Origin of the sequence: Trichococcus sp. (genome assembly GCF_049684335.1) — a bacterium.
Taxonomy (GTDB): Bacteria; Bacillota; Bacilli; order Lactobacillales; family Aerococcaceae; genus Trichococcus.
The window spans coordinates 1-25,437 of the sequence record NZ_JBAVFV010000007.1; the positions used below are offsets into that span (position 1 = coordinate 1).

The window sequence follows — 25,437 nt, forward strand, 5'->3', positions numbered from 1 at the left end:
ATTCGATTTCCTTGAAGCCGGCGATCGATTTTTCCAACAGACATTGCGTCACGGGTGAGTAGCGCAAGCCGTTGGCTACGATTTCGCGCAGGTCAGCTTCATTGTGACAGATACCGCCGCCAGTGCCGCCCATTGTGAAGGCAGGACGGACGATCAGCGGATAGCCGATTTCGGCTGCGAAGCGAAGCGCTTCATCCACAGTGTGGATGATGTCGCTCTCCGGAACCGGCTGATTCAATTCCGCCATCAATTGGCGGAACAAATCGCGGTCTTCGGCCTGTTGGATAGAAGTCAGTTTCGTGCCGAGCAGCTCGACCTTGTACTCCTCCAATATGCCGGCTTCATCCAATTCCACCGCCATGTTCAGGCCGGTCTGGCCGCCCAATGTCGGCAAGAGGGCATCCGGGCGCTCTTTGCGGATGATGTTCGCGATGAACTCCAATGTCAGTGGTTCCATGTAGACTTTATCGGCGATTTCGACGTCCGTCATGATCGTGGCAGGATTGGAGTTGACCAGGATGACTTTGTATCCTTCTTCCCTTAAGGCTAAGCATGCTTGCGTTCCAGCATAGTCAAATTCTGCGGCTTGGCCGATGATGATAGGTCCCGATCCGATCACTAGGATCGACTTGATGTCTGTTCGTTTAGGCATGCTTTGCCATCCTTTCTTTATACTTCAATTGTTTGAAAAACCTCATCCATCACTGCTACAGCCTTGTCGATTTCAGCGCGCGTGACGTTCAGCGGCGGCAGGAAGCGCAATACTGTATCGTGCGTGCAGTTGATGATGACCCCTTTTTCAAAGCACTTCGCTACGATGTCGGCTCCCTTCATCGCCAGTTCCATCCCGAGCAGCAAGCCTTTGCCGCGGACGTCGAGGATGAAGTCATATTTCTCCTTGAATGCGACTAATTTCTCTTCGAAATAGCCGCCCATTTCGTTTACGTTCGACAGGATATTCTCGTCTTCGATCGCTTGCATAGTTGCGAAAGCTGCCGCACAGACCAGCGGATTTCCGCCGAAAGTCGAACCATGGTCGCCCGGTTTGAAATGGGAAGCGACAGCATCCTTCGCCAGCAGCGCGCCTATCGGAACGCCATTGCCCAAAGCTTTCGCCAAAGTCATCACATCCGGTTCCACACCATAGCCTTCGTAAGCGAACAGCTTGCCCGTGCGGCCCATCCCTGTTTGGACTTCATCAAAGATCAACAGGATATCCTTTTCGTCGCAGAGTGCGCGCACTTGCTCCAGGTAGGCTTGATTGCCCACGTAGACGCCGCCTTCGCCTTGGATCGGCTCCAAAAGGATTGCGCATGTCTTTTCCGTAACTTTGGCAGCCAAAGCCTCAAAGTCATTGAAGGGAACGTAGTGGAAACCTTCCAGGAACGGATCGTAATCTTTATGGAATTGTTTTTGGCCGGTCGCCGTCAGCGTCGCCATCGTGCGGCCGTGGAAGGAATTATCCGCTGTGATGATCTCGTAGCAGCCTTCGCCGTGGACTTCGCGTCCGTATTTGCGCGCCAATTTGATGGCCCCTTCATTGGCTTCCGCTCCGCTGTTTCCGAAAAAGACCTTATCCAGGACGGAATTCGTGATCAGTTTTTCCGCCAACTGCACTTGCGGCTCGATCCAATAAAAGTTTGAACAGTGGACCAGTTTAGCCGCCTGTTCCGCTATCGCAGCCGTCACTTTCGGATGATTATGTCCTAATGCGTTCACGGCAATGCCTGCCAGGAAATCCAAATATTGCTTGCCGTCCGCATCCTTCAGGTAGCTGCCTTGCCCTTCGACCATGCAGATGGCTCCGCGGTTGAAGGTATTCATCAAGTAGGCTTGCCCTTTTGCCTTTATCTCTTCATTCATTATTCCAATACCCCTTCCTTCTCACGATCGATCATCGTGCCGATCCCTTCGTCAAAAAAGACTTCCAACAAAATCGAGTGGCGCAAACGGCCATCGATGATGTGCGCTCCATCCACACCGCCGCGCAACGCGTCGATGCAGCAGTCAACCTTCGGCACCATCCCGCCTGAGATGACGCCATCCGCTTCCAATGCTTCAATCTCATCAAGCGTGATCCGCGAGATGAGGGAATCCTTATCATGGTAATCGCGGAAAATCCCTTCCACGTCGGTCAGCAGGATGAATTTGTTTGCCTGAACGGCCTTTGCAATAGCGCCGGCTACATAATCGGCGTTGATGTTGTAGCTCATACCGTCTTTCCCCATCCCGATGGAGGAAATGATTGGGATATAGCCGCTGTAGATGAGGGACTCCAGCATTTCCTTATTAACTGCTTCCACTTCGCCCACATAGCCGATGTCGATTTTTTCGCCGTTCTTTTCCAGATATTTTTTTCGCGCTTGAATCAGATTGCCGTCTTTCCCTGATAAGCCGATGCCTTTGCCGCCGAGCTGGTTCAGGGTTCCGACAATATCCTTATTGACTTTGCCCGCCAACACCATTTCGACGATTTCCATCGTCTCTTTGTCGGTCACACGCAGCCCCTGTTCAAAGTGGCTCTCAACCTTCAGTTTTTTCAGCATATCATTGATGGCCGGCCCGCCGCCATGGACAAGGATAGGGTGCATCCCCACCGATTTCATCAATAACAAATCCTGCATGACGGCTTTTTTCAGTTCTTCATTTATCATGGCATTGCCGCCGTATTTGATGACGATGATCTTATCGCGGAACCGGTTGACGTAAGGCAGTACTTCGACAAGCATTTCGGCTTTTTCACAATTGCTCTTGTTCATCTTCATCCCGCTCAGCTCCTGTAATCCGCATTGATTTTCACGTAGTCGTAAGAGAAGTCGCAAGTCCATGTGCTGGCGGCTTCTGTGCCCAGATGCAGGTCGATCAAAATGTTGATTTCATCTGCTCCCAGTATTTTTTTCGCAAGTTCTTCATCAAAGACGACACCCATCCCCGCTTCGCAAAGCTTGATTTCGCCGTTCTTGCTTGAGAACGCAATGTCGATCACGTCGGCATCGAAGTATTCCGTTTCCGCATACCCGGCAGCTGTGATGACACGACCCCAGTTGGCATCCTCGCCGAACATCGCCGTCTTCACGAGACTGGAAGTCGCGACCGATTTTCCGATTGAAACCGCATCAGCCATTGTCTTCGCTCCGGAAACCAGCACCTCGACAAATTTTGTCGCCCCTTCGCCGTCCTTGACCAAAAGCTGCGCCAATTCGGAGCAGATGGACAGGACAGCCGCTTCAACTTCGGCATAGCCGGCATCTTCAGCAGAAACAATCAGCGGATTATCGAGTTTGCCGGTAGCGGCGACAAAGACGGAATCGTTCGTGCTCGTGTCCCCATCGATAGTCGCGTGGTTGAAGGTCGCATCCGCGGCTTTCAGTAACATCGCATGCAAGGCCGTTTGGCTGATTGCGACATCGGTTGTGATGTAGCCCAGCATAGTGCCAAGGTTCGGATGGATCATTCCGGATCCTTTGACCATTCCGCCGATGGTAGCCGTCTTACCGGCGACTTCAAAGGTGAAGCTGACTTCTTTCGGAACGGTATCCGTCGTCATAATCGCCTTACTGGCTGCAGCGCCGCCAAATTCGGAAACTTCCGGCGCGATCGCCTTGACCCCTTTTTTCATTGTCTCCATGTTCATGAACATCCCGATGACGCCTGTCGAAGACACCAACACTTCTTCCGGTTGGATGTTCAGTTCTGCAGAAAGGAGCTTCACGGTCTCTTCCACATCGGCTTTTCCTTGTTTGCCTGTACAGGCGTTCGCGTTGCCGCTGTTGATCAAGATTGCCTTGAAGCGGTCATGTTGCTGCATGGCTTGTTGATCGTACTGGACCGGAGCCGCTTTGACTTTATTTTTGGTAAAGACGCCCGCAACTGTCGCCCCATCAGGGAAATACAGCAGCGCCATGTCTTTTTTGCGTTTCTTGAATCCAGCGTGGATACCTGCGGCTTGCACACCTGCAGCAGCAGTCACACCGCTTTTATGTAATTTCTTTATCATTTCTTCCGTCTCCTCCTTCAGTCTTCCGTTATTACGGGAAAAGTCCAATCATCTGTAACCCTGTCGTTTCGGCAAGCCCGAACATCAGGTTCATGTTCTGCACTGCTTGGCCGGCAGCACCCTTCATCAAGTTGTCGATGACCGACACGATGATGACCCGGCCAGTTCGTTCATCGTAGGTGACACCCAATTGGCAGTTATTTGTACCTTTTACCGATTTCGTCATCGGCCACATGCCCGCAGGCAGGATCTGCACAAATGGTTCGTCTGCATAAGTTTCCTCAAATAGGGCGTGGATTTCGGCGGCTGTATGTCCCCCGGTGACCGTCGCATAGATGGTGCTGAGGATGCCTCGGCTCATCGGCACAAGATGCGGCGTGAACTGGATCATCGTGTCCGTGCCGGCCATCTGCGTCAACAGCTGCTCGATTTCCGGTGTATGACGGTGATGCGCTACCCCATAGGCTTTGAAGCTGCTTTCCACCTCTGTGAAGAGGTTCGCTACGTTGCCGGCGCGGCCCGCTCCGGAAGTGCCGGATTTGGAATCGCAGACGATGCTGTTCGGCACGACCCAACCTTTTTTCATCAACGGCATCAAGCCCAAGAGGATGCTCGTCACGAAGCAACCCGGGTTCGCAATGACTGCGGCATCCTTGATAGCATCACGGTCCCATTCAGGCAGACCGTATACAGCTTCTTCCAAAAGTTCCGGCTCTGTGTGCGGGACTTTGTACCATTCTTCGTAAACCGCTGCATCCTTCAACCGGAAATCGGCCCCCAGATCGATGACTTTTTTGCCTTTTTCTTTGGCTTTCTTGGCTATCGGCAACGCGTGTCCATGCGGCAATGCCACAAAAATAACATCGCTGTCCGTCGTCACTTGTTCCAGATCCAATTCTTCGCAAGTGTGATCGACATTACCCAATAGGTGCGGAAAAAGATGCTGGATCTTTTGACCCGCATACGTGCGGGAGGTCAGATGATCCAAGACCACATCCTCGCGCAATCCCAATAATCGGACTAATTCCACCCCCGTGTAACCTGTTGCTCCAATGATACTGACATGAATCATACTTCCCATCCCCCTTTTTTTATTTGTTGCAAAAGCAGGCCAAGCCCGTTTTACAAAGACTTGCATATATACAAAAAAAACTTCCGTGCCTATACCAAATCAAATAGATTCAGTATAGGGACGAAAGTTCGTGGTGCCACCCTTATTTTCCAGCATGCGCGCAGGCCGGACTCAAGTATTGCTACTTTTGCGATAACGGGGCAACCGGATTAAACTTTATGGATCACATTCAGTTTATCAACTCAAAGTTCCTTTTCATCCATCGCGGTTGACCTTGCTTTCACCCTCCAAGGTTCGCTTCACTGTGCAAATGGATTACTCTTCTTGTCAAAGTTTTTGTTTGTGTTAGATGTTGTTTGACATTTGCATTAAATTTATCATCTGTTTTTCACTTTGTCAATCAAACTTTTGGAATAAATAAATTTCCTAAGGTCGCAGCCATGATTGCCTTGATGGAATGCATGCGATTTTCAGCCTGTTCAAACTGAAGACCATGCTTGCTGCGGAAGGCGGCGTCAGTCACTTCCATCTCGCGCATGCCAAATGTTTCCGCGATTTCCTGTCCATATTGCGTTTTAGTATCATGGAAAGCCGGAAGGCAGTGCAACATGATCACATCGTCATTGCCGGTTTTCTCTATCATCTCCATATTGATTTGATAAGGCGTCAACAAGTCGATACGTTCCGCAAATTTATCTTCTTCGCCCATCGATACCCAAACATCGGTATAAAGGACATCAGCCGCTTTTACGCCTTTGGCTACATCAGCTGTGATTTCGATTTTGCTGCCGCTCTTTTCAGCGAATTTCTGTGCCATCTCAACCAATTCCTCAGTCGGGAACAGCGATTCCGGCGCGCAAATTGTAACGTCAACACCAAGAATAGCGCCGGTAACCAACAGACTGTTGGCGACATTGTTGCGTCCATCCCCGACATAGACCAGCTTAAGTCCGGCCAGCTTGCCGAAATGCTCTTTGACCGTCAGGAAATCGGCGATCATTTGCGTCGGATGCCATTCATCGGTCAAGCCGTTCCACACCGGTACACCGGCATATTTCGCTAAATCTTCGACAGTTTTTTGGCTGAAGCCGCGGAATTCGATGCCGTCGAACATGCTGCCTAGCACTTTAGCGGTGTCTTCAACGGATTCTTTTTTGCCCAATTGAATATCATTTTTCCCTAGATATTCAGGATGCGCCCCAAGATCGATGGCAGCCACTGTAAAAGCGGCTCTGGTACGGGTGGATGCTTTTTCGAACAAAAGGCAGATGTTTTTGCCTTCCAGATAACGGTGCGGAATATTTCGTTTCTTCAGATCCTTCAGATGCGCCGAAAAATCAATCAGATACTCCAATTCTTCCCGAGTGAAATCTTTTTCCGCCAATAAGCTTCTTCCTTGAAATACTTGTTCCAAAATTCTGCCATCCCCTTTTAATTTTATTCTCACTATCGTTCTTGCGAACGATCATTTTCGAGTCGTGATGCAACTATTATTGGACTCATTTTATACCCAATTCTAATGAATTACAAACTATATTTTAACAATCCGGCAAGTCGGCTCTGGCTGAACACTTATTTTCGAAACTTTTATTTGACAATACTACGGATTGGGATTATCCTAGAGACAACTTAATTGAATAGTCTTCAGGGACGGGTGAAAATCCCTACCGGTGGTAAAGCCCACGAGCCTTTAAAGCAGATTCGGTTAGATTCCGAAGCCGACAGTCAGAGTCTGGATGAAAGAAGACAGAAATCATTTATTGAATGGCCCCATACGTTTATTTGCCATGCAAAAAACGCCTGTGCGCCATCCGTTCATGAATCAGAATGTCAATCCCTGGGTGTAGTCTATGCCCAGGGATTTTTGGCTTTATTTAGCTGGCCTTCCTTTGTCGAGCCCTGAAGCAGAAATGTTCAGGGCTCTTTATTTTGGAAAAGGGAGGCACGCAAAGATGCAAGATAAGGATACACACTTTATGCAAATGGCTCTGGAACTTGCAGAGAAAGGCCGCGGATCCGTCGCACCAAATCCGATGGTCGGCGCCATCATCGTCAAGGACGGACGCATCATCGGGTCCGGTTACCACGAAAAAATCGGGGAAGGCCATGCTGAAGTGAACGCGTTCCGCTCGGCAACAGAAGATGTGGCGGGCGCAACCATCTACGTGACCCTGGAGCCTTGCTCCCATTACGGCAAAACGCCGCCCTGCTCCGACAAAATCATCGAAAAGAAAATCGGGCGGGTCGTCATCGCAGCTTTGGACCCCAATCCGTTGGTTTCCGGGCGTGGAGTCAAGAAATTGCAGGCTGCCGGCATCGAAGTGGTGACCGGCGTCCTGGCTGAAGAAAGCAGCCGTTTGAATGAAATATTCATGAAATACATAGTAAAAAAAGAGCCCTTCGTCGTCATGAAAGCAGCGATGTCCCTGGACGGAAAAATCGCGACCCGGACCGGCGAATCGCAATGGATCACTGGTCCTGCCGCAAGGGAACGCGTGCATCAACTGCGCAGCGCGCTCACCGGAATCATGGTCGGTGTCCAGACCGTCATCATCGACAATCCGCAGCTGACCTCCCGCATTCCGGGAGGGAAAAATCCGGTGCGGATCATCGTCGACAGCACCTTGCGCATCCCGTTGGAAGCAAAAGTGCTCCAGGATCAGGGCACGGCCAAGACTCTTGTCGCGACGACAGATCGAGCGGACCGCAATAAGGCAGCCCTGCTCGAAGAAGCCGGCATCGAAATTTTGACCGTACCCGCCAAGGACGGCCGGACCGACCTGAAGGCGCTTATGGGAGCTCTCGGAGAGCGCGGCATCGACAGCATCCTCCTGGAAGGCGGCGCGACTTTGAACTTTTCCGCATTGCAGGCAGGCATCGTCGATAAGCTGCAGGTCTACATCGCCCCGAAACTGATCGGAGGAGAAACGGCAAAAACCCCAGTCGGCGGAGCTGGCATCGAAAAGCTGAGCCAGGCTTTCAACGTAATCGAGCTGAAGGCCAGCACCGTCGGGGAAGACATTCTCTTGGAAGGCTACATTTCCAAGAACGAATAATAGAGGAAAGTGGGAGGAAATTCATGTTTACTGGAATCATCGAAGAAGTCGGCACCTTAAAAGGTATCCGCCATGGCCAAAAATCTTCCGTCGTGACAGTCGGCGGAAAAAAAGTGCTGGTCGGGACAAAAATCGGCGACAGCATTTCCACCAACGGCATCTGCCTGACGGTCACAAAGCTGCATAAGGACGCCTTCGATGCGGATGTCATGCCGGAAACGCTGAAGCGCTCAAACCTTGGCGCCCTTCAGATGGGCGGCCGCGTCAATCTGGAACGGGCATTGCAGCTCGACACCCGACTGGGCGGGCACATCGTAAGCGGCCATATCGACGGCACCGGATCGATCAAGGAATACCGCAAGGACGATAATGCGGTCTGGATCACTATCTCAGCCGGCCCGGACCTGCTCCGCTACATCATAGAAAAAGGCTCGATCGCCATCGACGGCGTCAGCCTGACGGTCGCGACCGTCGATAACCAATCGTTCCAGGTATCCATCATTCCCCATACCGGAGCAGAAACGATCCTGCTTGAGAAGAATTTGGGCGACACGGTCAATCTAGAGTGCGACATCATCGGCAAATACGTGGAAAAGCTGCTGGGCCTGAGCCCGCAGATACAAACGAAACAAAGCAACCTATCTGAAGCTTTCTTGAAAGAGAACGGCTTCTTCTGAAATTAAGAGGAGGGAAACATACATGTTCAATACATCTGAAGAAATCATCGCGGACATCAGAGCCGGCAAAATCATTGTGCTGGTCGATGATGAGGATCGCGAAAATGAAGGCGATCTGATCTGCGCAGCGGAATTCGCGACGCCGGAAAACATCAATTTCATGGCCATCTACGCGAAAGGCCTGATCTGCATGCCGATGGATCGGACACTCACCGAAAAATTGGTGCTGACCCCGATGGTGGACCGCAACACCGATAATCACGGGACAGCCTTCACCGTCGCCATCGACCATGTCGAAACGACAACCGGCATCTCAGCCTTCGAACGCTCTTTGACCGTCATGAAGGCAGTGGAGGATAACGCCCAGCCCGAAGATTTCCGCAGACCGGGCCACATCTTCCCGCTGAAAGCTGTGGACAACGGCGTACTCGCGCGCAACGGCCACACCGAAGCCACCGTCGACTTGGCGCGTTTGGCCGGGCTGAAGCCGGCAGGGCTCTGCTGCGAAATCATGGCCGATGACGGCACGATGATGCGCACAGCCGAACTGATCACTTTCGCCAAAGAGCATGACCTGAAGATCGGCACAATCGCCGACCTGATCGCCTACCGTAAGGAGAACGAACAGCTCTACAAACGCGAAGGCAAAGCCAAATTGCCCACCAAATACGGTAAATTCGACATTTACACTTACGTGAGCACCATCGACGAGGACGAGCACCACGTTGCCTTGGTCATGGGCGATGTCACAACTGAAGAACCCGTTCTGGTGCGCGTCCATTCCGAATGCTTGACCGGTGACGTATTCGGGTCGAAACGCTGCGACTGCGGCCAACAATTGGACGCTGCCATGAAGCAGATTGCCGAGGAAGGCCGCGGGATCTTGGTCTACTTGCGCCAAGAAGGACGCGGCATCGGCCTTGTCAACAAAATCCACGCTTATGCACTGCAGGACCAAGGCTACGATACAGTTGACGCCAACCTGATGCTGGGATTCCCCAGCGACCTGCGCGAATACTACATGGCTGATGAGATGCTGCAGGATTTGGGCGTCAAGGAAATCCGGCTGCTGACGAACAACCCGCTTAAGATAGAGGGATTGAAAAATCACGGTCTGAAGATAACTGAACGGATTCCGATCCAGCTGGAAATCTTCGACGAAACACAACGCTACATGGAAACAAAGAAACAAAAGATGGGACACTACTTGGATTTATAAAAAAATAATACAACCAAACAGGAGGAAAACAAAATGAACATCATCGAAGGACAATTAATTGCACAGGATTTAAAAATCGCTATCGTGGTGGCAAGATTCAATGAATTCATCGGCTCGAAATTAGTGGGCGGCGCCTTGGACGGTTTGAAGCGCCATGGCGTGGCTGAAGATGCCATCGATTTGGCATGGGTTCCCGGTGCATACGAAATCCCATTGGTAGCACAAAAAATGGCAGCTTCCGGAAAATATGATGCCGTCATCACTTTGGGAGCCGTCATCAAGGGCGCAACGGCGCATTTCGATTACGTCTGTTCCGAAGTTTCCAAAGGCGTAGCAACAGCTTCCATGAGTACAGGCGTGCCGGTCATCTTCGGCGTACTGACGACTGATACGATCGAACAAGCCATCGAGCGCGCTGGCACGAAAGCGGGCAACAAAGGCTATGATTGTGCCGTATCCGCTATCGAAATGGCCAACCTGCTTAAAAATTTATAAAAATTCATGGGAAAACTAATGTTCAAAGGAGTCCGCACCATCATACTTGACTACGACGGCACCCTCCATGACAGCACCCGGAATTACATCCACGCTTTCAAACAAGCCTATGCTTACCTTGTCGACACCTGCCACGCTGTTCCAAAGGATTGGGCAGATGCGGAAATCACGAAGTGGCTGGGCTACAGCAGCAAAGCGATGTGGGAAAATTTCATGCCCGACTTGGATGAGGAAGTCCGATCGAAGGCCTCAAAAATGATCGGCCAGATCCTGCTGGAAAAAGCCCAAACCGGGCAGGCAGTCCTTTACGAAGGCGCTCTGGAAACCTTGCAGGCATTGAAGGAGAAAGGCTACCGCTTGGTATTTTTGAGCAACTGCAGCCGGGCCTACATGGAAGCGCACCGGGAAAGCTTCGGCTTGGAACGCTACTTCGATGGCATGTACTGCACGGAAGATTTCAGCTTCATCCCCAAATATGAAATCTTCGAATCGATCCGAGCTGTTTTTCCTGGCTATTACCTAATCGTGGGCGACCGTTTCCAGGACATCGAGGTCGCCGAGCATCATCCCGTCCGCACAGTGGGTTGCCGCTACGGATTCGGCTTTCCCGGAGAACTGGACTCGGCAGATGCACTGATAGACGATATCCGCGAATTGAATGAGTTGCTGTAACAATAGAAAGAGGCTGGGAAAAATCCCAGCCTCTTTCTGCGCTTCCGGATATTAGATGCATAAACGTGGAACAGCCTACATAAAAAGGATTCGTCGGCTGTTTGTAAAACTACGACTGCTTATCAGCCGACACAAAAGAGAGTCCTTGACTGTTCGCACGGAGGCACATGACGAATAACCGACGAAGCACACTTTCACCGGAAATTCCGATTCAACCGGTCCAATAAGCGATAAAGCAGCTCCCTGTTGCTCGCAGGTATCGAATAACTCCGTATTTCCGCTTCTGTCTGCGTATAAGTGCTTCCGTCCAAGAAGGCCGCATCGTTCTGGAGGATATTTTCGATGCTTTCCTGTGTAGATTCGAAATGGAATTGCAGACCAATCACATTTTCATTATAGACAAAACCTTGATTCGGACAGACATCGCTTGCGAACAGGCGCTCCGCTCCTGCTGGCAAGCCGAATTGCTCGCCATGCCAATGGAAAACGACCAGTTCCTCAGGTAGAGCACCGACAATTGTCGAGCCCATCGTTTGGATCGGCAGCCAGCCCGCTTCCCGGTATTCCCCCTGAAAAATGTCGGCTCCCAAAGCTTTAGCAATCTGCTGCCCACCCAGACAAACACCGAACATTGGCTTGCCCTGACTGATGAGTGCCCGGATAAGCTGCCGCTCCTCCTCCATCCAAGGCAAGTCATCCAGGACGCTCATAGGACCTCCCAATATCACAAGGGAATCCGTTTCTTCCACTTTCGGCACAGCCTCCCCCAAGAATAGGCGGTATATCCTGTATTCGTTCCCGGTCTGTCGGCACCAATTCTCGATTTCCGCTGGCCCTTCAAAATCCACGTGCTGCAAAATTGCGATTTCCATGCTGATCCCTCCTTAAAATTGATTGTTCCCAGCATAATATATGAGCCCGCAACCGTTACCCATCGCCGGGTTATTGAGTGCAGATGCAGGTGGAGAATGTTATGATAGACCTATAGAAAACACTTGATCCAAAGCCATTTCCGAAGGGAGCAAGCACCATGAGAAACCTGGACAAAGAAATTGCGATCATCAAAAAATTCAAAGCTGAGCACCCGAACAAATCCTACAAACTCTACATCGAAACAAGCGATGACTTCGACTTCCATGACGAAACCGAAAGCGAAGACTACATCGCCGTCCTCATCGCCGAACTGGAAACCGAAACACCCGTAGAAAACCCGTTCCTGGAAGGCACATCCGCCTATACCTGGGATGCCGAATACGTCATCTACATCGACAAACCCACTACAGCAGACCGGGAATTGATCACCAAGCTTTATTATGACGAACTGCTCCAATATGTCTGAAGGGAATCACCCTTCAGGCATTTTTTCATCCGTTTCATCTTTAGCAGTTTCCTCCAAAACACGCTCTTGGGGTTTATGCTCTGCTGGTTTCCCCTCATCGGGCCCACTCCCGCTTGGTTCCGTTTTTTTGGACGAACGCAGCATCTTCTCCACGAGCAGTTTGACCAACCGATCCAGTTCAACCATCACGATTCCTCCCCTGCTTTTTTACCATCATACAATATCTGCCCGAATATTTCGGGATATTTTTTTATTTTTATCCTAGTTACGACAAACAGATTAGTCGTTCAAGGACTGTTCGGACATTCAGTCCAAATCGGCTCCGTTTGAAGCGATGACTTTTTTGTACCAGTGGAACGAATCTTTTTTGCTGCTTTCCAGACTGCCTTTTCCTTCATCATCCTGATCGACATAGATGAAGCCGTAGCGTTTGGATATTTCGCTGGCGCTGATCAGATCGATGCAGCTCCAGGGCATGTAGCCCATCAGATTTACACCTGCTCCACTGCTTTCCTGTCCTGATAGATGCTCATATAGTCGTTCACCTTCAGGGTTTCGACGTAGACTTCACGCAGACTGCAGCCGATCATCGCTTTTCTGCTGGCCTCGAGGACGTGCATCGTGCTCACCAAGGGGATGGACTCGACCTTCAGAGGGAATAGTTTCTCCAATTCCCCCGCAAAAGTCGTCAGACTGCCCATGTCCACTAGCAGCAGGATATCATCGGTGATCTGATGGTTTTTGATGTAACGGACCAGCCTTTCGAATACTTGCTGGGGCTCCTCATCCAAGCGCGCATTGATTCCGATGGCCCCCTCGAGGTTCAGGAGTTGGTTCGCCGTGTCGCAAAGCGCCGACGCAATCCCCGATCCGTGCGCAATCACGATGACCTGCACTTTTGCCAATCTTTCGATCGCATCCATTTCATCGTGCATCAGGAACATGATGAAATAACTCGCTTCCTCTTCCGGAATACCCACACCAAGATCCGCTTCCAAAATCATCAGGCACTCCTTGGCGACGCCGTACATCTCCGGATACTTGTCGATGATCGCTTCATGCATGTCATTCTTCAGCACATGATCCTGTTGGCTTCGCTTCACAAGGTTGTAGATTTGAATAGCCATCATCTGGAACACCTTATCGCTCATCACCTTACCGGTCTTGATCGTGACGTGGCGGAGGATTTTTTCAAGTTCCTTGATGATGTTCTCCGGCACAAGCGCAATCAGATTTTGTTTGTTGCAAAAAAATTGCTCCAATTCCCGATAGCGTGTGTTCATTTCCCGGTAGATGGTGCTTTCGCTCGGCACGCTGACTTCCGTAACGGTAGCGTTGGCGGGCAGATATTGGATCGCCTGTCGGTTCGTCCCCTCGTATTTCGACCACATCTGACGGTGGTCCGCATTGCTGAGCAGACCCGCCCGGATATAATCCGGCAGATCTTTGCTGCTGACTTTCAAATAATCCTCTTTGACGGCCAAGAGCCGCGCATAGCTTTTTGCGAAAGCGATCCGGATATCCGCTTTGAATTGCCCGATGTTCAATTCACATTTGTAATGCAGAAAGGCTTTCAGCGCATTCTTGCTGAAATACATCGGCACTCCCAACTGATCGACTTCCTGCTGGACGAATGCATCGAACAGCTGATGGCGTTCCTCGACGGACCTCTCCCTTAAGCTCGGCAGATCGATGATGATCGGCAGCCTGCGGATGAACGTCTTCAAAAGTGTGTCCTTTTTCTCGGTCGTCGCGCCGATGATCAGGACATTGGCATGATGATCCTTTTCTGTTTCACCAAGCGGTCGGAAAACCCCTCGGTCGATATAGGTGAACAGCGTCTCTTGGCCTTCAATCGGTAAGCGATGGATTTCATCCAGAAAAAGGATGCCTCCGTTCGCCTTCTCGAGAAGTCCTGTCTTATTTGTTTCCGCACCCGTATAAGCCCCTTTTGCATGGCCAAAAAGTTGGCTCATCAAAAGTTGCGGATTATGGGCATAATCGGCGCAATTGAACTGGATGAAAGGGGAAGATTCCGCCAGCTTCCCCGATTGGATGCCGTATTTATGCAGCAAATCGGCAAACAACGACTTGCCTACGCCAGTTTCGCCCAGCAACAGCATATGCATGCCGTCTCCTGGATACAGGATCGCCGCCTTCCCTTGCTCAATCTGATGGAAAAGGCTGGGATTCTTCTTCAGGAAATTATCCATGTCCACGATTTTGGGCGTTTTTTTTAGTGCCGCAGCCTGTTGGGACAGCTTTCGTGTGCACGGAAAAAAACGCACCGGTCTTGTTTTTTCTTTGTAGCAGCGTTTTTCTTTATGTAGCTGATTCAGATCACGCGAAATATTGCTTCTGTCGCTTTTCAATCTATAGGCGATTTCCTCGGCCGTTATACCCTGCTTTTTCTCCTCGTAAATCATGTTCAATGCCTCAAACACTTTTTCAATCCTCTGCAAATATCATCCCACCTTGGCAAGCGTTTACATTCTAATGACAATCGTACCATACTTTAGGGATGGAGTAACCGAAAAAGTTATAGTTGCATGAATTCCAAGTTAACTAGTAGACAGCGATAAGATGATATATAATAGGCTTTATGCGGAGTATGCTGGCGCAATCAATATCATGACCACGCTGGTATGTATTGTAACCATGCCCATCTTTGTCATCCTGTATTATTTATAAAATAAAAAAATCCTGGGAAACATTGAAGAAAATTACTTCAATGTTTCCCAGGATTTCTGTTTAAAGACTGATGGGTAATGAGGGTATGCTATTTCTTCCATTATATAGGGTATATTCTTGTCACTTGTTTAATCTATCGGGCTTTTAACATTAAACGCTTGTCATAGATTCCCATGAATTCAATTCGTTACATATTCAAAAGCATATTCAATTTTATATACTGCCGGGGGCCTTTGGTTCGCTATCTTTAATGGTGGCGGATTTTTTATTTGTCAAAACCTCCTCTTCGTAAAATTCCTCGATTTGTTTTTTTACTATATCAAGTTTTTGCAATAATTCTAATCTTAATTTTTTGTAAACTTCTCTTTCTACCTGAAGCACGCCTTTTAAAACGTCAACCTGAGTTTTATCAATAGTTGGGACTCCAATCTCTCTGCAACTAAAAAATATTTTACTAATCGGAGTGCTAATACTAGAAAAGATAAGATTCAGATCATTTTTATTAATTTTCAATTCTTTATAAATTGTTTGTTTTGAATAGAGTATCGATAATGCTGATCCTAGTTCTGTATATTTCTCTTGTAACAGATGGGAATTTTCAATCATCAATTTAAAATAACTTAACCCCATATCTATTATATTTATTTCTCCTTCAATTTTTTGAAGTACATCTTCGATTTCATATATAGACTTATATATATCTTCATATTTTTCAACTCTCAATCTAATGCTAATCATTAGTTTTTCTTTCTGAATATCTTTTTCACTTTGCTTTTCAACTTGAATCTTTGCAACATTAAACGCAATCAAAGCAGAAAAAAGTGAGGCAATTAAAATACCGACTACATTAAAAATGTTTCCTACCCAATCAGTAGCCCCTATTTGCTCCACTGCATTAATAAGCCCTTCTTCAAATGGTGTCATGTGTTTCCCCTTTTCTTTTTAAATGATTATAACAAAAATAAGGCTGCACCGCCTTGGGGGACCGATTCAACCTTACACCTTTAATATACGCAATGAATTCCAGGCGCATTTATTTATTTTAATATTCTTTCGCGTTCCTCGCGTTACCAGTCTTTCATTCTGAATATGATACAACTTTTTAACTCCTGTTCGAGTGTTTATATATCTTAATGCAAAAGCTTGTTAGAACGTCAAAAAAGGCCCTTAAAATGGATTCACTTTATTTCTTTTTACTGGTCCTTACTAAGTATAATAAAAAGAAAGGGGGTCTTTATCATGGCTGATTCACCTAAAAAGAAAAAAGAACGAAAACATTATGAAGTTATCAATCGAGATAAAAACGGTAATATCATCCCGGATTTATCAAAAGTCACTCTTTCAAAGGAGTTAAGCCGGGAAATCATTCAAATTATGAATAGATGCTGATCAATAAAAAAGGACCCTATCACAATTGATAAGGTCCTTCTTTGTGTGCTGCTTATTTCCTACCGGTTCCAAAACTTAAATCTCTTGCATTGCTTTGCATGTTTCTATCAACATGCTTTGTGGTAGATCTTGCAATTTCTTTACCATCCAGATAAACCGGAGAAACCACGGTAACGCCTGCACCTGTCATTGTTGCGGCAATACCTTTCCCAATCGCTCCCAATGTTTCTGCATTCAATGGTAATGCTGCTTCCGGTTCTGGACCATCCCCGAAACCTCTAACCCGGCCATTTGCTGCCTGGAATATTGTAGGCTCCGAGAAAATACCACCGTTTTTATACCAATCAATCGCCAATTTCGGAACGCTTGGAGGGTTCAGGCTAAACGATCCGCTTACGCTGAAGTGTGGCATTTTCAATTTTGGCAATGACCAACTGAAGTTCATAACACTTTTAATTGCGCTGATTGCTGAAGATACCGCGGTTTTCGCTCCATTGATTGCGTTCGATATAGTCGATTTAATGCCGTTCCATACGCCATCAACCGTGCTTTTAATGCCGTTGAAAACACCTGATACAGTGCTACTGATTCCATTCACTGCGCTTGATATAGTGGATGTAATGTTATTCCAGATATTTGAAGCCGTGCTGCTGATTGATGAAAAAACGTTGCTTACTGAATTGCTGAAGTTCGTAAAGGTATTACTTGCGCTTTCCACTAATTCAGTAACTTTAGAAACAATTGCATCCCTAATCTCCTGGAATTTCGCGGCAATGGCTGCGCCCATGTTGGCAAACAGTTCACTGATCCAGGTTGCAAAGATATTGAATTTTTCTGAAAGCCAGTCTGTAATAGTTCCCCAGTTCTGGAAAACTGCCATTATTCCGGAAATGATTCCTGTCACAGCGATAACGGCACCTATTACAATGGCCAATGTTGAACCGAACGCCATAAACCCGGCAACAATTGCAGCAATAACCGGTGATAACACGACAAGAACCGCGCTGATACCTCCGAATGTTTCAATATACGTTTGAACCGGACCGGATAAATTGCCAAACCATTCGGATAAAGTGCTAATAGCATCAATAACCTTCGGCAAAACATCCTGTGCAATCTCAACTAACTTTTCTCCCAGTGGTAAAAGCTGCTCTTGTAACGATCTGATACCGCTTTGAAATTCTTCTGTTGGGTTCTTTGTGGAAGCTGCTTCCGCTGCACCTGCTACATCATTTAGGCCCTCTGTTACTCCTAACAAGGATAAGCTTGCATTAATCCCCAGGTCTTCATATTGGGAACCTAAAACAGTTAAGGCCGCTTGTTGTTCTGAAGGTGACATTTTTTTCATATCTTCAGCAATACTGTTGGCCACATCCTGCACGGTTGCTTCGTTATTTTTCCATTTATCAATGACTGTATCTGTCGCATCTGAAAATGATTCTTTGAAGGCTTCTACTTGTGTATCATCGCCTAGTTTTACTTGCAGTTCCTTTACAGCATCCTGGACTAAATCTGTTGACCTGGCCCCGGCTTCCATTGTCGTTGTCATGACCGCAAACATTTCCTCCGCAGAATATCCGGCATCTTTGAACAGTGGTGTGTATTCCGTCAATGTGTCCAGATAATCACCGGATTTATTCAAATTGTTCTGATAGCCATCAGCGATAAGGTCAAGTGCTTCTGTCGCGGTTATTCCGTATGTTTCCATGACTTTTTCTAAAGCATTGGTGTTTTCCAGTACGTCTGTACCGGTACGCTTTGAAATGGTTGTGATCTGATTTGTCAGATTTTCCAGGTCAGTATCATTTAAATCGCCAAAAGCACTTTTAACAACTATTAGCGCTTCTGTTGCTTCTTCCACGGATCCCACAACACCATTTTTAAACACGTCTTGCACAACACCATTCAAGGCTTCGGCTTCTTCTGCAGTCAGTCCTAGATTTGCTTGTAATTGTGTTTGAGAATCTCCCCAGGACAAAGCGGAATCAAACGCGGCTGTTCCAATTTCAATCAATTTATCAGACACGGCTTGTAAAGCTTCGGCACCTTCCATCAGTGTATTGGCATCAATCTTCTTGCCTAAATTCTCCATGCCATCAGCTGCAGAATCACCGCCACTTTCAATATTTTCTAGTGAATCGCTGAACTGTTTGACCGTTGTTTTCGCTTCGTTCAGCTTCGTTTCTAGCTGCATCACCTCTACAGAATTTTCACCGTATGCAGTTTTCGTTTCGTTTAGTTGTTTTTCCAGGTTCTGCACGGCTCTTTCTGTCAATCCCATCTGTGCATCAAACTGCTTTTGGGCCAGTTCCGCTTTTTCGGTTTCCGTTGCGTTCTTCCCTAGTTCTGCAGTCTGCAGTTTGAAAGAACTTGTAAGATTCTTTTGTTCTGCATCCAATAGTTTTGCTTCGCTTTTCAGTCCGTCCAATCGGTCCTTTGCATCCCTGGCATCTTGCGCCTGATCGGATAGACCGGCATTAACTCTTTCCAGTGATTTCTGCAGTGACGTTTCCGCGCGTTCGGAATCAAGCAATTTCCCATACATTGCTGTTAATTGATCCGTTGTCGCGTTGGTGTCCTTTCCCATCGCTTCATATTCGGCTCTTAACATCTTTGTTCTTTTCTGTGCGCCATCCATCTGGATTTCAAGCTTCTTCTTCTCGGCTCTCAATTTGTCTGTTGCGCTTGCATCGTTCCCCATGGCGGCAATGTGGTTCTTGTATTCTTTGGCCGCCGTATTCATCACCTGGTTAATCTGCTTCAATGTTTCGGCATATTGTACTTGTCCATCCATTTTGAAATTCAATACAACGTTACTTGCTTTTTCTGCCATGTTTCTTCCTCCTTTTTAGACGAAAAAAAGAGGACACCCTGAACAATTAAGTTCAAAGCATCCTCTGGTTTTCCAGTCAGATTTTATATTTTTCAGTTTTATCAATGTTTACAATCTTCTTATCTTGAATTTTTATCAACACTTGGCCAAAATCAGGAATTTTCAATACAGTTGGCTCTCCATCTTTGATAATGACCACACCGTCATTTATCCCAAAATTTGCAATTGATGGATTTAAGTTTTTATTGCTTGGTACCTCCATTATACCACCACCTCCTATTTGATTAATTCGGCCAATTCACTTTCTAACTCTTGTACTGACAAGGATAATTGCTTCATTTTCGACAAAGCTTCTTTATCAAGCAGCATATCTTCATTGGCTGATTTTTTTGAAATATTTACGATTATTCCAGTCATCTGAATAATATCTTCAAACACCGCTGCAGCCTTGGCCAGGCCGCAAAATTTAAATATTTTTTGCTTTCTTTCTAGTTCGTTAGAAACCTGGTTCAGGCCATTTTCAACGTTCAGAAGGCTATTGACTGCAGCGGCTTTATCATTGGCATCAAACTTAATTTCTTTGAATTCGGTAATGACTTTAAAATACTTGTATACCAATTTTTTGAAAATAATTTTCGGATTTCCCAAAATATGGACCCCCCTCTCAATTTTTATTTTTTTGGTCTAGCGCGCTCCTTCCATCCCTTACTACCTATCTTTCCCTAATCACAAAAATAATTTTTGGTAGGGGGGGCTATCGCAGCACGCGCTTTACTATCAAATTGTTTTTCGTGAAAATTTTTCCGTATGGCTGTTGTCTGGTATGGCCTTGCAAGTCAGCAAGTAACTTGTATACCCTGTTCCGATCGAACTCATGATATAGAATGCATTGATAAGGGATAGTCAAGTTTATTTTGCCGTGCCTTTCATCCTTGAAAAGTGCAGCCATAACATCGTTGTCTTTATACAGCACCGCAACAAAGCGCCCTTGTATCTCTATGAATCTATCTTCTACTTGTTCCATACGCTCATACCATCCCTTCAAGTAATTCTTGTAATGTTGTTTTTTTCATTGTTTCAACTCCCAAATTTCATTGTCTATATCAGCAGTATCTCGTTTGAGTTTTTTAATTCGTTTATGGCTTTCTTTTATGAAGGGATGATCTGCGACAATTTCCGCATGCCTACGCCTAATGTAAACAGCGTGATAATCCAATTCTTCAGCTATGACTTTCAGCGTCTTGCCTTCAATATACTTCTTTTTAAGCATTTGGTTTTTATACCCTTTGAATGTATCAATTAACAACATAAGAGATTCCTTGATTTCCTCCCGAAGTTTCAAACCGTTCTCGATTTTTTTAATCGTTTCTTCAATATGTGCATGTGCGCCCTTTGATTCATTTGTTATTCTGACTTTTGCCAGGTCTCCTTTTTCTAACCTAATCAATTCAAGTCTTGTTTTATTTAGATTCCATTTCATATTTGCTATCTCTTCTTCAAGTTCTTGGTATTCCATAAGCCATTTGTATTTGATCAACGGCATTCACTCCCAACATATCCCAGATAATATAAAAGACTTGCTCACCAGGAAGCACTGGCCACTGATAAACAAGTCCGATTCAATTATATTTTTTCAAAATTCTATCAATCTTTTGTAACATCGCTTTTCTTTGGAGGGCTTCACTCATTTCAAGCATTCTGTTTATGCTTTCCATAATCGGCAACACTGTTCTTCTGTCACCATTCATAACACTTGTATCATCATAGGCCGGATTCTTTACCAGGCTTATTTCTAATAACTCAGCTTTAAGGACAGTCCGATAATTCCTCTTGTCCTTCCAGGTCCAATTAGATTCTGAATATCTAAACCCTATTGAAACCTTGTTCAATTCGCCTTTGTCCATTTCTCGCATGACGGCTTTTCCGGTCCTGGTGTTAGGAATAATGATCTTGTATTTTAGCCCTATGCTATCTTCTTCCAGAATCAGTGAACCATCATCAACGCATGCAATACGCTTTGTAACATCATGAGAATAGAAAGCATACTGATTTTTATTTTTTAGCGAATCGGCAAAGGCCCCTCTCTCAACTTGTTCAAAGAACCTGTTGCCATTTTCATGTATTTCTTTCGATAAGCTGCGCCATTTCACGGCATAGCCGCTTATAATTCGTTGTGTGTCGTCCGGTTCCGTCATAGGTTCAACCCTTTAACCCATTAATGTGGCGGTTAGATTTGGCCGTTGACGGTGGTTCTTGATAACCTCCGGAGAAAACACCTCGTAATTCAGCCGATTATCAAAAGACGGCTGTGCACCTGGATAAGTAGGGATAAAGGTTTCGGCCTTTACAGTTGTATCCAAAGCCTGAATCTTAGTACAAAAATATCTTTGGTTATCCAATTCACTTTGATAATCCCTAATTGCTGCATAATAGGCCGCCTGTGCATCTAGCACCTTCTGTTTATGAACTTCAATTATTTGGTTTTGTTCGGCAAGGATGCGTACAGCTTCATTTTTCACGGCTTCCAGGTTGATGTATTCGGCTGTTTTCGAATTCTTCAGGCCGTCAATTTTGCGCTTTTCTTTTTTGATTTCTGTTTCTAGTTCCGTGATTTTCACGTCAAAGTCTTCTTCTTTTTTAGCAAAGAACTTCAGCGGATTCAGTTTGTTCATGCTGTCATTTAATGCCGTCTTTACTGCTTTTTCTTCGAGCGCTGCAATCTCTTTTTCTAAGTTATAGATACGGCTTTCAGATGCCTGGATAAGTTGTGGCTTCTGGTTCAATGCCTTTGTAGCTTCCTGGTACAATTTCGCTTTGTTCATCATGTCCTGATAATTCATAGGTTACTCACCTTTCTTCTTATCGTTTTTCAACACTGTGTTGATTTTCTTGATAGCTTTCGCCCTGGCTTCTGCTTCTTTGGTGTTTTCTTCTTTACCGTTGTTCATACCACGGTTAGCGGCTCCGATCATACCTGTTGATGTTTCCATGTGTTTCTTCGTCATAGTTGATACGCTCCCTTATTCTGCTGATTTAAATTGTCTTGATTCAACTTCGTAAACTGCCTGTGCCAGATTCTTGATAGCTTCATTCGTTACCTGAATGCGCTCATGCCGTTCTGCTTCCGTTCCCATCCTTACATTTTTCTGGCCAAAGGTTTCTGTGTACTGGTCCACAATGTTTTCAAAACGTTTTTTATCTTCCTCGCTTAATCTTTCCCACTCACTTTTGAAACCTTCTGAATAATTATTTAGATTCATTATTTCACCTCCAATCTATTTGAATTTTTTTGATATTATGCTGCAGCGGATCACCTCCCTTTGCTTTGATTAATCCAATAGAACACGCATAAACTTTGGCGAGGGCGTGGGTTTTATTATTAATCACCATTAAACTTTGTTAATTGGTAGGGGCAACGGTGTTTTAAACTTTGATTGTGTGTTTCTGTGTAATTCGTTTCTTGGTTCAATCCGTCAAAGGTTTCTGATTGATTTTCTAAGTTCATGAGTATTTATGTGTCCGATTAAGAAAATCGCTCCTAGCTACCTTTTTTTGAACATTTTAGAAACCGAATCCGGGCCGCTTGTCATTAATCTCTGAAAAATCAAGTATCTTCAGATTCATTGAAAGTCGGGAAGAAATCCGTGAATCATATGCCGCCTTCAACTGGTCATAGCTTAAATTGGTGCTTATAATCGTGCTTTTCGTGCCTTCCCTGGCGTTTATTATTTTGAACAAAGTTTTGTAAGTGTGTTCCGATGCCTGTTTTGTTGTTGATGTCGTGCCAACGTCAGTTCCTAAATCGTCCAACACTAGAACATCAGCATTCTTCATCAGGTCTATGTAATAATCAGCCGTTTTCTTGTCCGTTGCCGTGTTACTGTATGATGCAATGATTAATTCCATCACACTGGTAAAGTCTATGAATAGGCAAGTAAGCTGCTTTTTGTAGGATGCCGACATTTCATTGATGTTGAATAGCATCGAATGAGCAATATGGCTTTTCCCTGTTCCGGCCGGTCCTGTAAGAAGCACATTGGCTATTTGTCCGGAAGCAATGTCTATGGAAATGGCCTTTGCTTTGTCGCACGCTTCCAGTTCTTGCTTTGAATTAGCGCCAAACCCTTTGAAACCTTTATCCAGGAAGGACCGGCCGCCATAAATGGAATATTTTTTAAGATACTTCTTTTTCTCTTTGTCTTTCCATTGGTCACTGGCTTTTGTTTCATCAATGGAAACTTTGGTATTCCTGGTTTCTAGCCTACATTTCGGGCAATAGACTTCATTTGTTTTTAGGTCCATCATCTTTTGAAAGGTGTTCTCATGGATACCAGGGTTATCTTTAGCGGTGCAATATTCATCAACGAATAACTTCAGATGCTCAAGCATCACCTTTTCGCTTTCCTTTTTGTTCCCCATAATTTTATGTGCATTCATTTTTCAATCCTCCTTTAGAAAAACATATCGCTATTTTCGATTGGCGTTTCAAGATATTTATCTGCGCTTGCCTTGGCATGTTCTACAATGCGTTGCGACTGCGTATCAACTGGCCTTTGGTATTTTGGCTTTTGGTTTATATAGCTTTCAAATTTTGTACCAAATAACGTATTGGGCCTTAAATACTGTTCCATCTTCGGGTTACCTTTCCATTCTGCAACCTTGTTATCAATGACCTGTTTAAAATCTGCTTCTGTGAATTTCTCTTTGATCCTGGAATCAATCAGCCTTTGAGTGGCCCTGCTAGATTCCTTGAAACTAGTTCCGGCTGCAGCGTTCAGGTGTGCAACGACTGAACTATATATATCTTTATTCTTTTCATTCTTAACATTCTTAGCATTATTAACATTCTTGTCTGTGTCCATTTGCTGTCCATCCGCTGTCCGTTTACCGTCCATTTGTTGTTCACTTTCGGTATCTCCACCTTGATATTTTCCCCAATTATCAACGGTTACAACGGTCCATTTGTTGTTCGATTCTAAACTTAAAACGTTCATTTTTTCTAGCAATTTCATGTGTCGCCATACTGTGCTTTCTGGTATGTTCAGTTCTGCAGCTGCCTTTTTCCTACCAAAGACAAATTGCCCTTTTTTCAATTCAATAGTTTGCAATCCGATAACCGCATTTCTATCCTGGTGACTGGATTTAAGCAAACAATATACAAAGACTTTTAGAAGCCTTTCATTTTCAAATATTGGGCTGTCCATCAGTTTTCTATAAAGCTTTATCCAGCCTTCAGCCATTTTTCCACCCACTCACATTTATTTATTTAGTCCTTCAGATTCCTAATTCTTTTAACAATTCCATTCCGTGAATCAAATCTGCATCCAATTCATCAATTAACTTGGTAATAAGATCCAGAAGAATTTCCTGACCTTTCATCACGCGTTGCACTTCGAATTTCAAACCGCACGGTAATTCTTCCTGTGCTGCTTCAGAAACATCAGAATTGCCATAATGAAGCTGATTTAAAAGTTCTTTTATATAAATCAAGTTTGGCGTTTCAAAGATATCTTGTAGCTTGTCCATTTTTTCATTCATAAATTTGCTCCTATCCATTTCAATTTTTTTATTGTAGAATGAAACATAAATAGGCTTCCTAAAGCCTTTCATATCCGATTGCCCTCTCTTGCTTGCCGGCCTGGAGGGCTATTTTTTTGCATATTTTTCTTTTCTAATTCCTAGCTGAACTTCATCAATGACTAGCAAAACGCATTTGATTTTTTTATTCCAATCCATCCCCTTGATTTCATAGCCGTTAACTTGAAGAAAGTTGTCTATTGCCGATCTGTTGAAATTATGCAAAACAATCTCACACCTGGTTAGTTCGTTTTCGCTTTCCATCGTTTCGCCCCCTTTTATTCTTCAGTGAAGCATTTCCATACCGTTCGCAGCGTTACATAGGTTAGGAACCCAACGAGTAACCCGGCCATATATGATTGTGTGATAGCATCCATTTTTTACACCTCCCTTCATTGATAAGATTTCAATTCTCTCAAT

At 45.7% G+C, this 25,437-nt stretch carries 29 protein-coding genes, 2 pseudogenes, 1 riboswitch and 1 other annotated feature; of the genes and pseudogenes, 7 read left to right on the forward strand and 24 right to left on the reverse strand.

The features are described from left to right. From WBM30_RS01135 to argF, 6 genes and pseudogenes are all read right to left on the reverse strand, one after another. Positions 1-652 (reverse strand): annotated as a pseudogene (locus tag WBM30_RS01135) (carbamoyl-phosphate synthase large subunit); the annotation flags it as partial. Positions 653-669: 17 nt separating this feature from the next. Beyond that, positions 670-1,863, reverse strand: a complete 1,194-nt coding sequence (locus WBM30_RS01140; protein WP_424898975.1) for an acetylornithine transaminase — start codon at positions 1,861-1,863, stop codon at positions 670-672. Beyond that, on the reverse strand, positions 1,863-2,765 hold the full coding sequence (argB, locus tag WBM30_RS01145; RefSeq protein WP_424898976.1) for an acetylglutamate kinase: 903 nt from the start codon (positions 2,763-2,765) through the stop codon (positions 1,863-1,865). The genes WBM30_RS01140 and argB overlap by 1 nt, the downstream gene beginning before the upstream one ends. Positions 2,766-2,770: 5 nt before the next feature. Continuing rightward, the gene (argJ, locus tag WBM30_RS01150) at positions 2,771-3,997 is read right to left on the reverse strand and encodes a bifunctional glutamate N-acetyltransferase/amino-acid acetyltransferase ArgJ (protein WP_424898978.1); all 1,227 of its coding nucleotides are present in this window, start codon (positions 3,995-3,997) and stop codon (positions 2,771-2,773) included. 31 nt (positions 3,998-4,028) lie between these two features. Then, entirely contained in the window at positions 4,029-5,069 is a 1,041-nt protein-coding gene (gene argC, locus WBM30_RS01155; RefSeq protein WP_424898979.1) for an N-acetyl-gamma-glutamyl-phosphate reductase, read from the reverse strand. Positions 5,070-5,182: 113 nt separating this feature from the next. Continuing rightward, positions 5,183-5,409 (reverse strand) — a binding site (T-box leader). A gap of 60 nt (positions 5,410-5,469) precedes the next feature. Next, positions 5,470-6,486, reverse strand: coding sequence for an ornithine carbamoyltransferase (gene argF, locus WBM30_RS01160; RefSeq protein WP_424899033.1), 1,017 nt, complete (start codon positions 6,484-6,486; stop codon positions 5,470-5,472). 219 nt (positions 6,487-6,705) lie between these two features. Continuing rightward, positions 6,706-6,821, forward strand: a riboswitch (FMN riboswitch). Between the two features lie 200 nt (positions 6,822-7,021). On the opposite strand from argF, the gene ribD reads away from it, so the two are divergent. Genes ribD through WBM30_RS01185 form a run of 5 tightly spaced genes read left to right on the forward strand, consistent with a single transcriptional unit; the run spans position 7,022 to position 11,188 of the window. Beyond that, entirely contained in the window at positions 7,022-8,125 is a 1,104-nt protein-coding gene (gene ribD / locus WBM30_RS01165; RefSeq protein WP_424898980.1) for a bifunctional diaminohydroxyphosphoribosylaminopyrimidine deaminase/5-amino-6-(5-phosphoribosylamino)uracil reductase RibD, read from the forward strand. Between the two features lie 23 nt (positions 8,126-8,148). Beyond that, the gene (locus WBM30_RS01170) at positions 8,149-8,802 is read left to right on the forward strand and encodes a riboflavin synthase (RefSeq protein ID WP_424898981.1); all 654 of its coding nucleotides are present in this window, start codon (positions 8,149-8,151) and stop codon (positions 8,800-8,802) included. 22 nt (positions 8,803-8,824) lie between these two features. Continuing rightward, positions 8,825-10,021: a bifunctional 3,4-dihydroxy-2-butanone-4-phosphate synthase/GTP cyclohydrolase II gene (locus WBM30_RS01175; protein ID WP_424898982.1), complete on the forward strand. Its 1,197-nt coding sequence runs from the start codon at positions 8,825-8,827 to the stop codon at positions 10,019-10,021. 33 nt (positions 10,022-10,054) lie between these two features. Beyond that, positions 10,055-10,516, forward strand: a complete 462-nt coding sequence (gene ribE / locus WBM30_RS01180; protein ID WP_086942839.1) for a 6,7-dimethyl-8-ribityllumazine synthase — start codon at positions 10,055-10,057, stop codon at positions 10,514-10,516. A gap of 18 nt (positions 10,517-10,534) precedes the next feature. Beyond that, entirely contained in the window at positions 10,535-11,188 is a 654-nt protein-coding gene (locus WBM30_RS01185; RefSeq protein ID WP_424898983.1) for an HAD family hydrolase, read from the forward strand. A gap of 194 nt (positions 11,189-11,382) precedes the next feature. On the opposite strand, the gene WBM30_RS01190 is transcribed toward WBM30_RS01185, so the two are convergent. After that, the gene (locus WBM30_RS01190) at positions 11,383-12,060 is read right to left on the reverse strand and encodes a type 1 glutamine amidotransferase (protein ID WP_424898984.1); all 678 of its coding nucleotides are present in this window, start codon (positions 12,058-12,060) and stop codon (positions 11,383-11,385) included. 158 nt (positions 12,061-12,218) lie between these two features. Between WBM30_RS01190 and WBM30_RS01195 the strand changes: the two genes are divergently transcribed. Next, a complete protein-coding gene (locus WBM30_RS01195) occupies positions 12,219-12,527 on the forward strand; it encodes a hypothetical protein (RefSeq protein WP_424898985.1) in 309 nt (102 codons plus the stop codon). 6 nt (positions 12,528-12,533) lie between these two features. On the opposite strand, the gene WBM30_RS01200 is transcribed toward WBM30_RS01195, so the two are convergent. The 4 genes and pseudogenes from WBM30_RS01200 to WBM30_RS01215 all read right to left on the reverse strand — a co-directional run bounded on the left by WBM30_RS01200 (position 12,534) and on the right by WBM30_RS01215 (position 16,142). Next, on the reverse strand, positions 12,534-12,713 hold the full coding sequence (locus tag WBM30_RS01200; protein ID WP_424898986.1) for a hypothetical protein: 180 nt from the start codon (positions 12,711-12,713) through the stop codon (positions 12,534-12,536). Positions 12,714-12,833: 120 nt separating this feature from the next. Then, a pseudogene (locus WBM30_RS01205) lies at positions 12,834-13,025 on the reverse strand (family 1 glycosylhydrolase); the annotation flags it as partial. Continuing rightward, entirely contained in the window at positions 13,019-14,953 is a 1,935-nt protein-coding gene (locus WBM30_RS01210) for a sigma 54-interacting transcriptional regulator (protein WP_424899034.1), read from the reverse strand. The pseudogene WBM30_RS01205 and the gene WBM30_RS01210, both read right to left, overlap by 7 nt. Positions 14,954-15,431: 478 nt before the next feature. Next, positions 15,432-16,142 carry a hypothetical protein gene (locus WBM30_RS01215; RefSeq protein ID WP_424898987.1) on the reverse strand — a complete coding sequence of 237 codons (711 nt, stop codon included), beginning with the start codon at positions 16,140-16,142 and terminating at the stop codon, positions 15,432-15,434. 315 nt (positions 16,143-16,457) lie between these two features. Between WBM30_RS01215 and WBM30_RS01220 the strand changes: the two genes are divergently transcribed. Continuing rightward, positions 16,458-16,607 carry a hypothetical protein gene (locus WBM30_RS01220; protein ID WP_424898988.1) on the forward strand — a complete coding sequence of 50 codons (150 nt, stop codon included), beginning with the start codon at positions 16,458-16,460 and terminating at the stop codon, positions 16,605-16,607. A gap of 52 nt (positions 16,608-16,659) precedes the next feature. Here WBM30_RS01220 and WBM30_RS01225 read toward each other — a convergent pair whose 3' ends face one another. The 13 genes from WBM30_RS01225 to WBM30_RS01285 form a co-directional block, all read right to left on the reverse strand. Then, positions 16,660-19,440, reverse strand: a complete 2,781-nt coding sequence (locus WBM30_RS01225) for a phage tail tape measure protein (protein WP_424898989.1) — start codon at positions 19,438-19,440, stop codon at positions 16,660-16,662. Between the two features lie 76 nt (positions 19,441-19,516). Beyond that, positions 19,517-19,702 carry a DUF2292 domain-containing protein gene (locus tag WBM30_RS01230; RefSeq protein WP_424898990.1) on the reverse strand — a complete coding sequence of 62 codons (186 nt, stop codon included), beginning with the start codon at positions 19,700-19,702 and terminating at the stop codon, positions 19,517-19,519. 14 nt (positions 19,703-19,716) lie between these two features. Further along, positions 19,717-20,088: a hypothetical protein gene (locus tag WBM30_RS01235; RefSeq protein ID WP_424898991.1), complete on the reverse strand. Its 372-nt coding sequence runs from the start codon at positions 20,086-20,088 to the stop codon at positions 19,717-19,719. A gap of 106 nt (positions 20,089-20,194) precedes the next feature. Beyond that, a complete protein-coding gene (locus WBM30_RS01240; protein WP_424898992.1) occupies positions 20,195-20,464 on the reverse strand; it encodes a hypothetical protein in 270 nt (89 codons plus the stop codon). Positions 20,465-20,509: 45 nt separating this feature from the next. Beyond that, complete coding sequence (locus tag WBM30_RS01245; RefSeq protein ID WP_424898993.1) at positions 20,510-20,977, reverse strand: hypothetical protein; 468 nt, start codon at positions 20,975-20,977, stop codon at positions 20,510-20,512. 82 nt (positions 20,978-21,059) lie between these two features. Next, complete coding sequence (locus tag WBM30_RS01250; protein WP_424898994.1) at positions 21,060-21,635, reverse strand: HK97 family phage prohead protease; 576 nt, start codon at positions 21,633-21,635, stop codon at positions 21,060-21,062. Between the two features lie 12 nt (positions 21,636-21,647). Further along, positions 21,648-22,280 (reverse strand): hypothetical protein, encoded by a 633-nt coding sequence (locus WBM30_RS01255; protein WP_424898995.1) that lies wholly within the window; start codon positions 22,278-22,280, stop codon positions 21,648-21,650. Positions 22,281-22,283: 3 nt separating this feature from the next. After that, complete coding sequence (locus WBM30_RS01260) at positions 22,284-22,445, reverse strand: hypothetical protein (RefSeq protein WP_424898996.1); 162 nt, start codon at positions 22,443-22,445, stop codon at positions 22,284-22,286. A 15-nt stretch (positions 22,446-22,460) separates the two neighbouring features. Next, positions 22,461-22,700 carry a hypothetical protein gene (locus WBM30_RS01265; protein WP_424898997.1) on the reverse strand — a complete coding sequence of 80 codons (240 nt, stop codon included), beginning with the start codon at positions 22,698-22,700 and terminating at the stop codon, positions 22,461-22,463. A 301-nt stretch (positions 22,701-23,001) separates the two neighbouring features. Then, a complete protein-coding gene (locus WBM30_RS01270) occupies positions 23,002-23,877 on the reverse strand; it encodes an ATP-binding protein (protein ID WP_424898998.1) in 876 nt (291 codons plus the stop codon). Positions 23,878-23,891: 14 nt separating this feature from the next. Beyond that, a complete protein-coding gene (locus tag WBM30_RS01275; protein WP_424898999.1) occupies positions 23,892-24,680 on the reverse strand; it encodes a conserved phage C-terminal domain-containing protein in 789 nt (262 codons plus the stop codon). A 34-nt stretch (positions 24,681-24,714) separates the two neighbouring features. Further along, positions 24,715-24,978, reverse strand: coding sequence for a hypothetical protein (locus tag WBM30_RS01280; protein WP_424899000.1), 264 nt, complete (start codon positions 24,976-24,978; stop codon positions 24,715-24,717). A 108-nt stretch (positions 24,979-25,086) separates the two neighbouring features. Then, the gene (locus WBM30_RS01285; protein ID WP_424899001.1) at positions 25,087-25,281 is read right to left on the reverse strand and encodes a hypothetical protein; all 195 of its coding nucleotides are present in this window, start codon (positions 25,279-25,281) and stop codon (positions 25,087-25,089) included. Between the last annotated feature and the right edge of the window lie 156 nt (positions 25,282-25,437).